This is a genomic window from Desulfomonile tiedjei (assembly GCA_016212925.1).
Lineage (GTDB): Bacteria > Desulfobacterota > Desulfomonilia > Desulfomonilales > Desulfomonilaceae > JACRDF01.
The window spans coordinates 227,314-241,454 of record JACRDF010000015.1 but is presented as its reverse complement, the minus strand read 5'-3'; the positions used below and the strand labels follow the sequence as shown (position 1 = coordinate 241,454).

Annotated in this window: 14 protein-coding genes; 8 read left to right on the top strand and 6 right to left on the bottom strand. The window is 54.0% G+C overall.

Annotation, left to right across the window (positions count from 1 at the left end; all coding sequences use genetic code 11):
• Positions 1-507: 507 nt before the first annotated feature.
• Entirely contained in the window at positions 508-2,643 is a 2,136-nt protein-coding gene (locus tag HY913_08490) for a radical SAM protein (protein ID MBI4963301.1), read from the bottom strand.
• A gap of 345 nt (positions 2,644-2,988) precedes the next feature.
• On the opposite strand from HY913_08490, the gene HY913_08485 reads away from it, so the two are divergent.
• From HY913_08485 to HY913_08470, 4 genes are all read left to right on the top strand, one after another.
• Entirely contained in the window at positions 2,989-3,840 is an 852-nt protein-coding gene (locus HY913_08485) for a hypothetical protein (GenBank protein ID MBI4963300.1), read from the top strand.
• Positions 3,841-3,860: 20 nt separating this feature from the next.
• Positions 3,861-4,691 (top strand): TraB/GumN family protein, encoded by an 831-nt coding sequence (locus HY913_08480; GenBank protein ID MBI4963299.1) that lies wholly within the window; start codon positions 3,861-3,863, stop codon positions 4,689-4,691.
• A 53-nt stretch (positions 4,692-4,744) separates the two neighbouring features.
• Complete coding sequence (locus HY913_08475; protein MBI4963298.1) at positions 4,745-5,485, top strand: hypothetical protein; 741 nt, start codon at positions 4,745-4,747, stop codon at positions 5,483-5,485.
• A 322-nt stretch (positions 5,486-5,807) separates the two neighbouring features.
• Positions 5,808-6,209, top strand: a complete 402-nt coding sequence (locus tag HY913_08470; protein MBI4963297.1) for a cupin domain-containing protein — start codon at positions 5,808-5,810, stop codon at positions 6,207-6,209.
• Positions 6,210-6,393: 184 nt separating this feature from the next.
• Here HY913_08470 and truB read toward each other — a convergent pair whose 3' ends face one another.
• Both truB and HY913_08460 read right to left on the bottom strand, forming a co-directional pair.
• Positions 6,394-7,320 (bottom strand): tRNA pseudouridine(55) synthase TruB, encoded by a 927-nt coding sequence (gene truB / locus HY913_08465; GenBank protein MBI4963296.1) that lies wholly within the window; start codon positions 7,318-7,320, stop codon positions 6,394-6,396.
• A 105-nt stretch (positions 7,321-7,425) separates the two neighbouring features.
• Positions 7,426-8,490 (bottom strand): histone deacetylase, encoded by a 1,065-nt coding sequence (locus tag HY913_08460; protein MBI4963295.1) that lies wholly within the window; start codon positions 8,488-8,490, stop codon positions 7,426-7,428.
• Between the two features lie 352 nt (positions 8,491-8,842).
• Here HY913_08460 and HY913_08455 point away from each other — a divergent pair, with 352 nt between their 5' ends.
• From HY913_08455 to HY913_08440, 4 genes are all read left to right on the top strand, one after another.
• Positions 8,843-9,178, top strand: a complete 336-nt coding sequence (locus tag HY913_08455; protein ID MBI4963294.1) for a hypothetical protein — start codon at positions 8,843-8,845, stop codon at positions 9,176-9,178.
• A 68-nt stretch (positions 9,179-9,246) separates the two neighbouring features.
• Positions 9,247-9,690 (top strand): VOC family protein, encoded by a 444-nt coding sequence (locus HY913_08450; protein MBI4963293.1) that lies wholly within the window; start codon positions 9,247-9,249, stop codon positions 9,688-9,690.
• Between the two features lie 83 nt (positions 9,691-9,773).
• Positions 9,774-10,196 carry a glyoxalase gene (locus HY913_08445; protein ID MBI4963292.1) on the top strand — a complete coding sequence of 141 codons (423 nt, stop codon included), beginning with the start codon at positions 9,774-9,776 and terminating at the stop codon, positions 10,194-10,196.
• Between the two features lie 75 nt (positions 10,197-10,271).
• Positions 10,272-10,661, top strand: coding sequence for a tautomerase family protein (locus HY913_08440; GenBank protein ID MBI4963291.1), 390 nt, complete (start codon positions 10,272-10,274; stop codon positions 10,659-10,661).
• 716 nt (positions 10,662-11,377) lie between these two features.
• Here the strand turns inward: HY913_08440 and HY913_08435 are convergent.
• The 3 genes from HY913_08435 to HY913_08425 all read right to left on the bottom strand — a co-directional run bounded on the left by HY913_08435 (position 11,378) and on the right by HY913_08425 (position 13,770).
• Entirely contained in the window at positions 11,378-11,632 is a 255-nt protein-coding gene (locus HY913_08435; GenBank protein ID MBI4963290.1) for a type II toxin-antitoxin system RelE/ParE family toxin, read from the bottom strand.
• Positions 11,633-11,639: 7 nt separating this feature from the next.
• Positions 11,640-11,837, bottom strand: a complete 198-nt coding sequence (locus HY913_08430) for a hypothetical protein (protein ID MBI4963289.1) — start codon at positions 11,835-11,837, stop codon at positions 11,640-11,642.
• A 208-nt stretch (positions 11,838-12,045) separates the two neighbouring features.
• A complete protein-coding gene (locus HY913_08425) occupies positions 12,046-13,770 on the bottom strand; it encodes an ABC transporter ATP-binding protein (GenBank protein MBI4963288.1) in 1,725 nt (574 codons plus the stop codon).
• Between the last annotated feature and the right edge of the window lie 371 nt (positions 13,771-14,141).

Sequence of the window (14,141 nt, the reverse complement as noted above, 5' to 3'; positions counted from 1 at the left end):
ACTCTCCGTTCTGACTCGTACGAGCGGGTTCTTCGGACCCAAGATTGTTCCAGTGAATCATGGATTATCCTTCGACTCCGGCGGGCGTGTCAATCCGGTTGCGGAACAAATTTCAAATGCCGCACGAACAGTCTTTGTAATCGTTTACCAGGCTCGGATTCATGCACCACGCGGGGTGGGAGCGGGATGTCGCCGCTACAATGGACCGCCGCTCCGCCGGGTATATAGCAGTTGCCAAAATTTTTGTCCGATTCGAGAGGACGCCATTCCGTCATTCCTGCGGAAGCAGGAATCCAGTCCCGCGGCACGCGGGATTTCCTGGGTTCCCGCTTTCGCAGGAACGACGGGCGTTATAACGCTCCGGCAAAGTAGGCCCCGTCGATACCAACCAAAAAACCAGACTGATTATCTTCGGGCCAAACGGACATTACTTTTGGCAACCGGTATAACGACTCAACATGTAATGATTGCCGTGATTTGTTACGAGTTTTCTTCTATCTTCCCGTATTATATGCCGTAGAGATAGTGGCAGATGGTGCACCCTTCCGGCGCTTTGGGCATTTTCTTGAGAGCCTCTTCGAGGAGTCTCTCGGGCGTCAAGCGGGCACCCCTTGTGAGCCCCGCGAGAAAAGTCTCTTCATAGGCCCGGATTCGCTCTTGGAACGTTTCCCTGAAGAGCGCGCAGGATTCAGTTTTCCACATATCGAAGAGATCGTTGTCCGGCAGACTACCGTACCGCACGGACGGCATGATCACATCCCGCCCCAGAAACGTCGTCGGACCGCCGTTGGCCAAGCTTATGCAAGGAGCCACTGTCCCGTCATGGCGGATGAACAGCGAATCCGTGGGGTCCTGTTCGCAAACCGGCCGTTCAGTGGGAGTCAAGGACAAAGCGGTTGTTTGAACGTGCAGCTTCTTTGCCAGGCTGCGCGCTCTCGCAAGGGCCTTTTGAAGTCTCTTGATTTCTCCGGTTTGCTTGGGTCCGAACAATCCGTGACCCTTCCCGTAGTCACCCCGTATTACTTCGCATTGCTTGAAATTCACCTGGTCCACTCCCAATTGGGAGGCCAACCTCACTATGTCTTCCAGTTGATGGAGGTTTTCCGACATCATCACAAAATTGATCATCACCATGGGAATTTCATTGGTTCTCAGTTTGGCAACGCTTGCCAAGTTTTCGCAAACTTTCTCAAAGCTGGACCCTTTCCGAATTCTTTCGTATTCCTCCTTTGTTGCTCCGTCAACAGACACGCAGATCCAGTTCAAGCCTGCATTGAACAGCTTTTTTGCCATTGCCTGGTTCAGCAACAGGCCGTTTGTCAGAACTCCGGTTTCGCATCCCGCGGATCTTGCATCCGCAATCCATTCAGCCAGTCTGGGCTGGAGCAGCGGCTCTCCACCACCGGTAAAGTCAACGGATCGAGCGTCCTTGAGGTGCGGCTTAATTGCCTCCCAGACCTCTTCGCTCATGGTGCCGCGATCTCGGGCGTTCTCTCTGAACTCTTTCCAGGGGCACATGATGCACCGGAGATTGCATGCCAGGGTCGATTCGACCTGCACTAGACGCCAACGCCTCTTCCCGGTGTCCCGAGCGGTTAGACTCTCGCTCCTCGATGGTCCGGTGAGACCGCTTACAAAGGTGTGCCAAAAAGTCGCCAAGGAAGAAAGCAGTCTGCCTCGGCCTTCCAACGCGGTCACTGGGAGCTTCGTTGAAGGAGACCCTGACTTCATGGAGTTTGCCATAATACCGGGTCCGATTTGTTGGCCTGTGCGGGGAAACGACATTCCCTTATCAATATCCATCACCAAACTGAATAGCCCTTTGGCCCTTCTTCTCACAAAGGCAGACGTATACGGCAGAAACTGCACAGAGCCCCATTTCTCCTTGAACCGCCTGACACCGGGACTAATGCCCAGTCCGAGGTTCATGGCCTTTTTCCCTTCGGCCTCGGCCAGGTGAGCCATCTCATAGAACAGCAGGTCGGACGCACCCGGCACGTTGAATTCGAGTGAACGGAAATTGAACAGATAAAAACAATAATCAGCCGAGCCAAGATCAACAACGTTAAACGCGACCAGGCGGTCCCCTTTCCTCGCTTCCAGGACACGCGCGGTCGAGGAATGGTTCAGATACTGGGGTATCTTACCGAAGATCTCTCGGTGGCCCGGGCCAAGGTCTCGTTCGGCAAGGAATGAGCGGACCAGCCTGTCATGGTCCTCTCCGAAAGTCCCTTCGAGGACTGAAAGCTCCCGGCGGGCCCTCCTAATCATGTAAGCCAGGTCGGCCGTCAGTGGCTTCAGGGGCAGCTCCAGTCTGTAGTACGTGTCCTCAACAAGCCCATTCAATTCAGTCGCACCAACCCATAACCTCGGAGCGATGATCGCGGCGGTAAACGGGCGGAACCGCCGACAGGCCGATTCGTAGGCTTCCGGGGCCTTGTCGGTCGCTTCATTGAACGGATATCCCACAAAAATCAAATGCCCCGCCCGGAAGAAGCACAGGTGATCTTCGTGGAGAAACGGCTCCTCTCCGGAAATCGCTTCCACATAATCCGCAATATGTTCCGGCACATACGAATGATCGCACAAAAAAGTCTGTTCCTGAGGGGTCAGCATCTGCTGATCAATCGCCTCTCTAAGCACGCTGGGCTCTTTACCGTCGAAAACTGCCGATGAAGCCTACCTCATTGTTCAAAGACCGCGGTGGCGTGAAGTCCATTGAAGTCCAATGCGGTGCCCTCTACGTTGACACTGTATCAACATGTTAGCCCTTTACGACTGCGTCGGTCAACGCCGCGCCCCGGTCCTCTGTGACGCACGCGGCTCGTTGATTGTGTGAACTCCACCTTGAAGTGATCGTGGCTTTGGACACCGACTATTCGGTTGACTGGTTCGAGAAATTGACGGAACATTGTTTTCCGATCACTCGGCACGTCGGGTGGTTTGGAGGGTATGTCAAGCGCTGTTTGGCCTTTTCGTAACTGAAGCATGATCACGAACGCGGAAGAAAGCGAGATCCTCAGTCGAGCCTATGTGCCTGAGCACATCGTCAAGCTGATGACCCTGGTTTCGGGTGGAGAGCCGTTTCTATTCCGCGACTATTTTTGTTGCCGGAAAGGCGACTTGGTAATTTTCGTCGGGTACCCCTTGGAAACGGAATTCCGAGTGGACGAATTAGAGCGTGATTTTAATGAATTAGTCAAGGCCTTTCGTCCGGCAAAGGTTTCGCTCGTCTCGCCCGAACTGCCGGTGTCGTTCAGCAAATCCTGCACTGAGCGCAACAGCGATTACTATTATACCCTGGACTTGCATGCCACGTCTATTCCACCTGACGCTCGTAGAGCCGTCAGGAGGGCCGTGGGTGGCACAGTGGTCGAGCGCGGAAGGCGCCTTGGCCAAAGCCACCATGACCTGGCATGTGAGTTCGTTGACCGGGTTGATCTGCCGGAACGGGTCGGAAAGCTGCTGTTCGGAATGTGGGATTACGTGGGGCAAGCTGAGGATTCGCTCGTGTTGAATGCCTGGGGTCCGGGAAACAAATTGGCCGCGTTTTATGTGATCGACCTTTCGGCAAAGCGTTTCGTCACCTATGTAATCGGGTGCCATTCCAAAAAGAACTACGTCCGGGGCGCGTCCGATTTGCTTTTTCTTGAAATGATCAGGATCGGCAAAGAACTGAACAAAGAGTATATTCATCTTGGCCTTGGAGTGAATGAAGGGATTCGCCGGTTCAAGAAGAAATGGGGTGGTGTTCCTTCCCGGAAATACGAAATGTCCGAACTCATGATTAGAAAGCCTTCATTTCTGGACGCCATCGTTTCCTATACTACGAAACCGTGAAGCACCGAGACGACAAGAGCATGCTCTTCCGAAGATTCAGAGACAAACGTTTCAAGATGGTTTGGCAGCTCCAAAAGAACCGCCGGAGGTCTTTTCTAGCGGGCACTGCGCATTTCTTTCCTCATAGCTTCAAGAAGTCTCTCGCTGAATTGCTGCGAGGCGCCCGCACAGCCTTGTTCGAAGGGCCTCTTGACGAAAGCAGCATGCAGCAAGTAGTCAAAGCGGGCTTGCACGACGATACGGAAGAATGCCTATTACATGGGCTTGACGAGCAGACTATACTGAGAATTACTAACGTACTCGCCCCAACAGGCTCAGACAGGGCATCTCTGACGGCTCTCCAATTCATGGCCACTGCACCGGAAAGTTTCGCGTGTTCCCTGGTGAAAGGAATGAAACCGTGGATGGCATATTTCACACTTTATTACAGGTTCCTGGAAAAGAATGGATGGAAATACTCCGTTGACATGGAAGCTTATGGCCTTGCACGAGACATGAGCAAGAATGTAGTGTTTCTGGAAACTATAGAAGAGCAGATTGAGGTACTCGAGAGCCTTTCGCCGGAGCAAATAATCGACTTCCTGAGGCGAATCCACCACTGGAAATCCTATACTCGGGATTTCGTGAAATGGTACCTCGAAGCCGACCTGGCCAAGTTTTCGGGGAATCCTTACAGGTTTCCAACCCGTAACCCCTGGATAATCGAGCGCCGCGATGCCATTTTGTACCAAAGGATGCTTGAGTATCTGCGGGAGGGCGACGCTGTGGCGTTCGTCGGAGTGCCACACGTCGCGGGCATTCTGCGCATGCTGTCCGCTGAAGGGTATGAAATCGGTAGAATGGACGCGTGATTTTCCGTTGGCCTTTCTTGCGTCACGATTCGGCATGGAGGTGAACCTCGGTAATGCCCCGGTCTTCAATAAAAATTAACTTGGTTGCCGCGAGCGCCAGGAAGGCTCTGGGATTCCTTGGCTTTCTGGCTATGGTTACATGGTTCGGCGGAGGCATCCCGGGCCAGCTATGGGCGGAACCGGCGAACCCGTTCGGATTGGACGAAAAGCATCCGCTCCAGGTGGACTCCAAGGCCGGCGAAGTGCGACTGCTGGCTGAACTTCAGCCTCAGGCTTTTTCCGGCGGTTGGTTAAAATCGACACCCAACTATCACGCTGTTGTGTGGAAGGGTGGGGGAGCGGCCGGCGAGGCGTTGCTGTCCTCTTATGCCGACGACAGTTCTTTTTACGACGCCCTGGTGTCCATCGGTGCGATTCCCGGAAACAACCTGACCATGGCAGCATGGAACAAGCGCAAGGACCCGAATAGCACCGCTCCGGACACTCGTGTGGAAGGCTCGCCGGTTGATGTATTTGTCTGGTGGGACGGACTGCCTTCTCCGTTGCCGCTGGCCGGACTTCTGAACGACTCCGCTGGCAAAGGTATCGACATGCGTTTCGGTGGAAACAAGGCCCTTATTCCTGAATGGCATTCCGGCTGCATAGCGTGTCTGTACAGTTGTCCGGGCGGGAAAGTCAGCAATCATGCGTACACCATAAGGGATTACGTCAAAGGAACCACTCTGTTCTCGGTCAACCAATCCGTGGTCCCTAAAGAAAAACACCAGGCTGTGGTAATCTTCCGCAAGCGGTGATGGAGCAGAGAATACAGGAAATTTCCGGGGAGGACGTTTTTGCAAAAACGCCCTCCCCGGACCCCTTCCCAAAAACTCCCATGTCATGGCATGTTATGTCATACCGATTCGCCATAAAAAATATAACATTGCCGAAAGTTGTCATTGCGAGGGCGTCGAGCCCGAAGCAATCTCAGTGGCGAGAGATTGCCTCGTCGCTTCGCTCCTCGCAATGACAGCTGCTATCCTTGATGTTACGAGAATAATAGCGAACTGGTATCACGGGGTTTCACTACCGACAGATTCCACGTTGAGGCTCCAGATATAAGAATGGCGAGAATTTATGAGTGAAAAAATCAGACTTACTTTCCTTCCCTCCCGCGCAGAAAAAGACAGCCCTAGAAGAATTGTCGAACAGCGCGGGGAGATGGCAATCTTGCATCCAGTGGGGCCTGTGTACAATCCGGTATACTTCGATCTACATCCCGGTGAGGGCAACATCCGGGGCAGGCACTATCACAAGTCCAAGACCGAAATGTTCTATGTTATTTCAGGTCATTGCCGAATCAGTTACTTTGATCTGGAAACCGGGGCAAAAGGGAGCCTCGAAATGAGGCAAGGTGACATGGCCACAGTTCTGCCTAACTGCGCACACCAACTCGAAGCCGTGGAATTCTGCCAGGTAATTGAATTCTCCACCGACGATGTGGATTATTCAGAGGATACGATGCCTTACGAACTGTGAAAACCTGGGACGAATTTGAAACCCGTGGGCCAAGGTGCAGGCCTCATCGTTTCATACCAATGCGCTTTCGTACAAGTGAAGATGGCGGGCATCGCGCGTCCCGCGGGACCGCCACCGCATTATGGTAGCGGCCGGCGTCCCTGCCGGCCATTGCTGATGTCACTTCTTTGAACGCGCATTGGTATCATTTGTTCTCCCAAGTATTGAAGACCTTCACCGGTCGCAGAGAGATCTCCGCGCCCTTGGGTTCGGGTCGGATCAGAATTACAAGGCCGTCGTTTCCGGACACGATCTTGTAAAGTCTTGCCGGAGGCACCGACGGATCCTCGGCAACCGGGAGGCGGGCTCGCGGCAGGACCACGTCGGTCCCGCGCATCAGTCGCCGAACTTCGGCTATGGTTACCTGCAAATCGGGGATGTGGGACAAAGCTCGAGCCAGGCTTATCATATGCTTGGCAATTATTTCCTTGCCTCCGTCGGCAATGGCGTCAAGCTTCAAGGCGTCTTCCACGCGGAACGGGCCGCTTGCCATGCGCCGCAGGGACTCCAGGCGGCCGCCCACATCCAGGTCACGGCCGATGTCCCGTGCGAGGGAACGAGCATAAGTCCCTTTGGAACAAATCAAGTCTAAGGCCAGAAGCGGCAGTTCCCAGTCTTTTAAAACCAGAGAGAATATTTCAATCTTTCGAGCCGCGAGATCCGGAAACACCCCTTTTCGTGCCAGCTTGTAAAGCGGAACGCCATTCTTCTTAATCGCGGAATAATGCGGCGGAATCTGATCCATCACGCCTCGATAACTGTCCACGACTTCCTGAATGCGCTGCAAATTCAATCCGGAAGGGTCTCCTGTCCGCACCGCCACGCCGTCGCGATCGCCGGTGTCGGTTTCTTCTCCAAGCCGCACCACGAGTGCATATGTCTTGCGGTTCTCATCGAGGTAATCCAGGGCGCGGGTCCCGGCCCCTATCAATACAACCATCAAACCGGAAGCGGCCGGATCGAGCGTCCCGGAATGACCGACTTTGGCCGGTTTCAGCAGTCTCTTGATGATACGCAGCACATCGTTGGAGGTAATACCTTCAGGCTTGTCGATAAGTAATATCCCATGCATTTCTATTTCCGTTCGTCAGACCTGTTCACCAGGCCCGGGTTCGTACCAGGGAATTATTGGGAGAGAAACCCTCTTGCACAAGAAAGCTTTCCCTTGCAATTGATCTCAAAACTGGGGGAGGGTCGGCCAGTATTTGCGCTGGATGGCCAAAATGTCTTTCAACCTGGCCTTGAATGTGGAGTTCAATAGGGGCCAGGGAGGCTCGAACGGCACAGGTTGTGAATCCGGGTTATAAGAGCTGAGGCAGGCAAGGACCCGTTGCACGGAATTCCTGAGCGCGTCGAGGTTGTAGCCTCCCTCAAGGGTCAGGATGAGTCGGCCGTTACAAAGCTCCGCGGCCAGATGCACGAGGACCTGAGTCATCTGCTCGTACCCTTCATCCGTGATACTCATACCACCCAGCGGATCTTCATGGTGAGCGTCAAAGCCCGCGGAGACAAGGATAAGTTCCGGCCGGTACGCACGCAGCACCGGGGCCACCAGAGTGTGAAACACCGTCAGGTATTCCGCATCGCCGGCCCCTGCCGCCATAGGCACGTTGATTGTGTACCCCTCTCCAGGTCCATATCCGACCTCTCTGATTCCTCCTGTCCCTGGATAATGCGGAAATTGGTGGGTGGAAACGAACAGCACTCGGGGGTCCTCATAAAAGGAATCCTGGGTCCCGTTCCCGTGGTGAATGTCCCAATCCACGATGGCTATTCGTGTCAGTCCATGTCGATTCATGGCGTACCGAGCGGCTAGAGCCACGTTGTTGAAAAGGCAGAACCCCATCGCTCGGCGACGCTCCGCATGATGTCCCGGCGGTCTGACCAGTGCGAAGCCGTTCCGAACCTTACCCTCCGTCACCGCGTCGATAAGGTTAAACAATCCTCCCACTGCACGAGCCGCGGCTTCCCAAGAGTATTCGCAAGCCGAGGTGTCCGGGTCCAGAAAAGTATTTGCGCGACCGGCTGTGGCAGCGATGGTGCTGACGTACCTTGGATCGTGGTTGGTTTCGATCTCCTCCATGGCCGCCTGCCGAATAGGTATCTCATCCAAATTGAGGCGAGGCTCCATCCCGTCTATCATTTGGTAAATAACTTCAAGTCGTTCGGGGCACTCCGGATGAAAGGCTCCCATGTCGTGCTTCAAGTAGATCGTATCCCTGACAATGCCTGTGGGTTTCATACTATACGCCGCCTTTTGGTAAGATCCTGGGTCTATTTGGGTGGCCGGACGGATAGGCCTATCGAAGAAAATCCTCACGTGAAAATAAACTATTACATTAGAAAATTAGCATTCTGAGCCCGATCAGTCAACGCTTTTCACCCGCGCTATGATGCGTGCTACGTGTCTTCATCGGAAACTGACGAAACTTTGTCCAGCCATAGGCAGTCTACCTTTATGAGTTGATAGAGGTCGGATAATTACGGCCGGGCCATCTTGCAGGAACGAATTAAGGGCATGCATATGCCCTCCACAGGATGCGCCCGGTGATTGAACCGGCTAAGGATTCAATTGTGCTGGCGGAGGTGATTCTATGACTCATCGCACGGCTCATTACATCATCTGGACGGCAGTAGTAGTCTTGCTGCTGATAGGCTTGATTGGTCCGCCAATTCCTAATTCCAGCCCTCCCGGTTTGTCCGCTTCGGGGTGGCTATCTGCGGGCCTGTTTAGCGCCGGTGTGCTTTCCGCGGGGCTTTTCTCCGTGGGTATCTTTTCTGCGGGCCTCTTTTCCGTGGGTGTCTTCTCGGCAGGCGTTTTCTCTTTAGGTATTTTTTCCCTCGGGACATTCGTGCTCGGAGTTTGGGTCGTAGGGCAGTTTGTCTGCTCGTGCCTGAAGGCGAAAGAGCAGACGCGGGCGCCGGAATGACGTGATCACCAAATCGGAATCCGTTTCCATGACCGTTACAAACGGTCCGGCAAAAAGGAGCTATTGACATGTCAGTGAAGCCAATACCGGAAGGCTTTCGTTCCATTACACCCTTCTTGGTCGTCAAAGGTGCGTCAGGACTGATCGACTTCCTTAAGACCGCTTTTGGAGCAACTGAGCTTTTCAGAATGGATCACCCTGACGGCAGTGTTATGCACGCGGAGATCACGATCGGCGACTCAATTGTGATGCTGGGAGAAGCCATGAAAGAGTTTCCTCCAATACCGTGCATGCTCTATCTTTACGTGGCGGACGTTGATGCTACGTATCGAGCCGCGCTGGATGCGGGCGCGGAGTCCATGGAAGAGCCCAAGGATCAGTTTTGGGGTGACCGGGCCGCCGGTGTCACAGATCCGGCTGGAAACAAGTGGTGGATAGCCACGCACGTTGAGGACGTTGTACCCGAAGAGCTTGCAAGGCGTGCGAAGGAAGCCCAACCGGAGTGCAAGTAACAGTTGAAAACCTGGGTCAGACCGGTTACAGGACATGTCGAAACGCGAATTTCGTCCGGCATCCCAATTGATGGAGGACTTTGATGAAAGTCTTATTTGTAGCCGGTTTTGGCCCCATCGTTCCCGACGTGACGGCGGGTCGGGAGTTTTACGCATACATACTCGGATTGCCGCTAAAGGCCGATGGATCGTATCTCCACTCTTCAGACATCGACGGTGTGAAAGAATTCGCTCTGTGGCCGCTTGCCGAGGCTGCCCAGTCGTGCTTCGGCACGGACACATGGCCCGAAGAATTTCCTGTGCCGCAAGGATGGCTCGAATTCGACGTGGAGGACATCAACGAGGCAACTGCAGAATTGCAGGCCAAAGGCTACAAACTGCTCGTCTTCGCCCGGACGGAACCCTGGGGCCAGACCGTAACCCGGCTGCTAGGACCGGAAGGCCTACTGGTAGGGATATCGCACACGCCCTGGCTCCGCGGCGAGGGCAAGTCGCCGCTGGAATAGTCAGGGCCAGAGAGCGAAACGCGACCACCTGCGGTGGCAAAAGACAAATAGGCTGGAGGGACAAGGGGAGAACCTATGCCAAGCACCACTATTGAAGTCTTGCACCGATACTCTCGAAACGAGGAGGAGGGGATAATCGAGGCCGTCCATGAAGCGATGGTAGAGGCCCTGAAAATTCCCCTCGGAGACAGAGCCGTTCGTCTTCTCGTTCACGAGCCGCACCGTTTCTCGGTTCCCGATGGAAAGTCGGATCAATTCACCTTGATCAGTATCGACCTTTTCTCGGGCCGCTCTCTAGCTGCGAAAAGGGCGCTGTATCAGGCAATCGTCCGAAACCTGGCCAAGTTCGAAATCCCGGCGGACCACATTAGAATTACCCTGCGGGAGACCGAGCGTGAGAACTGGGGAATCCGCGGCGGCATTCCCGCGTCGGAGGTTGATCTCGGGTTCAAAGTGGATGTCTAGAACGGTTTACCTATTCCACGAGGCTAGGTGCCCCATAAGCATTCCAAAGACAGTTACAGTTCCTTCTCGTTAATGCACTAATCAGGTATCTTAAGTAACCACCTCATGGTTCATTGGCACGTCGCGTATCAGCTCGCGCCGGACGCCGTCCCCACCAGACGAGTGTTCCTCCGATAAAGGCCAAGAATATTCCCGGAGGGAGGAATACGAAGGGCAAAGCAAACATGAGGCCGCCAGGGGGCCAGCTTGATATCCCGAGAAAAATGAGTACCCCTGCCAGAATCACGAAAAGCCAGCCCAGAAAAATCGCTACGGGACGCAATGTCTTAACCCTAAGTGGCCTGATGGCATGAGTTCCGAACGCCGTCCACACCAGCATGGTCACCTGATAGCAATTGCCAAAATTTCTGACCGAATCGGTGGTGTGGCATTGAGAAAGGCTGCGGCTATCTGAAGCGCTTTTGGCAATCGTCATTCATGAGACGGCGGGCACGGCCCGCCCTACAGGAGGCGCGTCGCAAATTCGTAGGGCGGGCCGTGCCCGCCGACCGTGACGGTGACCGAGAGCTCACCAGATGGCGTTGGCGGACATTATTTTTTACACTTGCTATAATTATAGCTGTTTTGAAGAAACATACGAGGACAGGAGCCCACTGCTGGAAAAGCCGACAGTGGTACCCAACATTCAGTCGGCCATTAGCATCTGTCCCAATCGCCTACGGGAAATATCTGTAGATGTCACGGCGATTCAGAACCCTCACAAAAGTGACGGTACCACCATCTATCGCCAAGCCTATCCTGTGGTCACCGACCCTTTCTCGGAAATAGCGACCTTCTACACTGAGCTTCTTGAGATTGGGTATATCCGAAAGAGACGGGGCCGATTCTATGGCCTCAATTATTTCAAGAGCTTGGCGCAAAATCTCCTTATCTTTGACTCGTTTCACGTCTTTCGCGAAACGGCCCTGAATTCGACCTTCATGCCTGTCCGCCTTGGAGAATGTCGAGAATCTCTTGCTTATCGATCGATTTAGTCGCCTCTCCTTCCTTGATGGCGCTAACTAATGCCCGATCTTCTATCACCCCCGACTGGATGTCGTAGATCACGTCCTTACGATCCTCCAACACCTCCATCAGTGCCTCTTTCATCAATTCCTTGAGCTTACTTCTCGCCAACACATATTTCCATGTAAAACTCCAGTTCCGACGTACCGCCTGCTGCCATACACCAGAAGCGGTTTCAAAACCTCGTAGGTGAAGGAGACATTGGACTAATCTGCACCGCATCATTGTCGGCACTGGCGACAATGATGCAAGATCACAGGAGTTTTTGGGGAAGGGTTTGGGGAGGCCCTTTTTGCAAAAAGGGCCTCCCCGGAAGTTTCTACTCTCCGACCCGCCCGCCTTCGATCACCACAACTCTGTCGGCGCATTGAACCGCGGATTGGCGGTGCGAGATGAATACCACGGTCATTGTGCCTCGGAGTTCTTGCAGAGCCTGTATGATGCGCTGCTCGTTTTCCGCGTCCAGGTTGCTCGTGGCTTCGTCCAGCAGGAGCAAAGTGGGCTTGCGCAACAGAGCCCTTGCCAGAGCGACTCTCTGCCGCTGACCGCCTGAGAGCCTTACCCCGCGGTCTCCAAGGATTGTGTTCAGCCCCTCGGGCAATGCTCTGACAAAGTCCTCGGCCGCGGCTAGTCGCAGGGCCTCCCAGATGTCTGCCTCGGAGCTTCCTGGCGAAGCCCAACGCATGTTTTCCTGTAAGGTCTCGTGGAACAACAGGCTTTCCTGCGGAACGTAACCGACCGATTTGCGCCAGGAATGCAGAACGTTTCCTTCCAGCCTCTTGCCGTCAATTAGCACCTCCCCCAAATCCGGGGTCAGCAAGCCTATCAACAGGTCTGCGAAGGTGCTTTTGCCTCCACCGGACGGCCCGAGAATGACCGTGGTTTTCAAAGCATGAAGAGTCAAATCAACGTCTTTCAGCACGAAATTCCCGTCTGCCTTGTCATACCTGAAGGAAACGTCACGAAATTCCACCCCGCTCTGAAGCTCGATCGGGTTAACCTGACCGTGCGCCAACGGTTCCTCCGCGGAGCGGAACCTGTCGGCCATTTCCAACACCGCCCTGTAAGCGGGCAGCATATTCAAGATCCCTTGCCATGTCCGCTGCATCCAGGAGAATTGGGGCACAAGGCTCGCAAAAAGAAAAACCATGATCAGCAGTCGGGCCGCGGGGATGTGCAGAACTTGCACTCCGACGAAGAAGAACACACTCACCACAAAGACTCCGCCAATTTCGTAATACATTGACGTGGAGGAGAGGATTCCCGCGTACCGATTGGCCTGTTGCTCCAGGTTGCCACTCAATGAGCAGAAACTCCGGACATGCCGATCCTCGGCCCCGAAGCTTTTGGCCACCTTCATCCCGGCCAAATGGTCCATCAAGACGCCGAATAATGAGGCCATGGTCTGGCGCCATTCCTCGCCGAGCGAATAGGAGCGGCGATTCAGCGGCCTGAGTATCACGAGCAGGACGCCGGAACTTGCCATCGCTACGCACGTTAGAGGAAAGGACAACATCATGGCTATTCCGATATGAACCAGGACGACAAAGACGCTGCTGATAAGTGCGAAAAGACCGTAGGTCCCGTTGTCTACGGTGGTGAGGTTCGATGTCATGACATGGTTGATTTCCGATTGCCTCATCTGAATGAAACGCAGCCATTGAACTCGGGCCATTGCCTTGAACAGATCGTCACGCAGTTTGCGCGTGAATGCGTGAGAGAGCTTTGAATTGAGTATGGTGGACCACCGTTGTATCACGGCATACAGGGAAACTATTCCGACATAGACTATCAGCACGGCCGGCAGGTTCAATGGAAGCCCTGTATAACTCCATGCTTGTCCTATCATCGAGACAATTCCGGTAGGCGTCGCATCACCAATGCCGATCAATTGCAAAAAAGGGATCAGCATCAGCAAACCGACCCCTTGGGTAAGTCCCACAGCGATCAACACTGCAATGGCAAAGAAAGCCTTTGCTCCTGCCTGCTCGAACAGCTTTTTCAGGTATTCGATAAACAGCTTATTTTTGGTGAATTCTTCCATGCTGGTGTCCTGCCTGAGTTCAGTGTCAACGCCGGCAATAAGCCGACCGCCCAACGCATTATTGGTTCACCGTGCTTCCACGCCTTGGCGTGGTACGCCCGGTGAGGATGGCAGGGGAGATGCATCTCCCCCTCCATGCCTCCCCCATCGTAATTCTGAGCCGCCACACTCGTCCCGGTGAACGTTTACGTTTCTTTATTATATTGCATACTTTAATTTTTCAAACCGTCCAAGGTCCGTTGAACTGTCGCTCCTGTCCTTTGCGGTAAGCTTCGAAAAAAGAGCGGTCAATTACTTGACTTCGGTTCAGGAGTAGCCAAGCTAACTGCATAGCCATTGGAGCCTTCGGAGAGCGGAGCAATCATGAAGTA

Coding starts and splice junctions, on each gene's coding strand:
- HY913_08485 (MBI4963300.1), top strand. CDS start 2,989: ATGATCACGAACGCGGAAGAAAGCGAGATCCTCAGTCGAGCCTATGTG.
- HY913_08480 (MBI4963299.1), top strand. CDS start 3,861: ATGCTCTTCCGAAGATTCAGAGACAAACGTTTCAAGATGGTTTGGCAG.
- HY913_08425 (MBI4963288.1), bottom strand. CDS start 13,770: ATGGAAGAATTCACCAAAAATAAGCTGTTTATCGAATACCTGAAAAAG.
- HY913_08450 (MBI4963293.1), top strand. CDS start 9,247: ATGTCAGTGAAGCCAATACCGGAAGGCTTTCGTTCCATTACACCCTTC.
- truB (MBI4963296.1), bottom strand. CDS start 7,320: ATGCATGGGATATTACTTATCGACAAGCCTGAAGGTATTACCTCCAAC.
- HY913_08460 (MBI4963295.1), bottom strand. CDS start 8,490: ATGAAACCCACAGGCATTGTCAGGGATACGATCTACTTGAAGCACGAC.
- HY913_08475 (MBI4963298.1), top strand. CDS start 4,745: ATGCCCCGGTCTTCAATAAAAATTAACTTGGTTGCCGCGAGCGCCAGG.
- HY913_08455 (MBI4963294.1), top strand. CDS start 8,843: ATGACTCATCGCACGGCTCATTACATCATCTGGACGGCAGTAGTAGTC.
- HY913_08445 (MBI4963292.1), top strand. CDS start 9,774: ATGAAAGTCTTATTTGTAGCCGGTTTTGGCCCCATCGTTCCCGACGTG.
- HY913_08470 (MBI4963297.1), top strand. CDS start 5,808: ATGAGTGAAAAAATCAGACTTACTTTCCTTCCCTCCCGCGCAGAAAAA.
- HY913_08440 (MBI4963291.1), top strand. CDS start 10,272: ATGCCAAGCACCACTATTGAAGTCTTGCACCGATACTCTCGAAACGAG.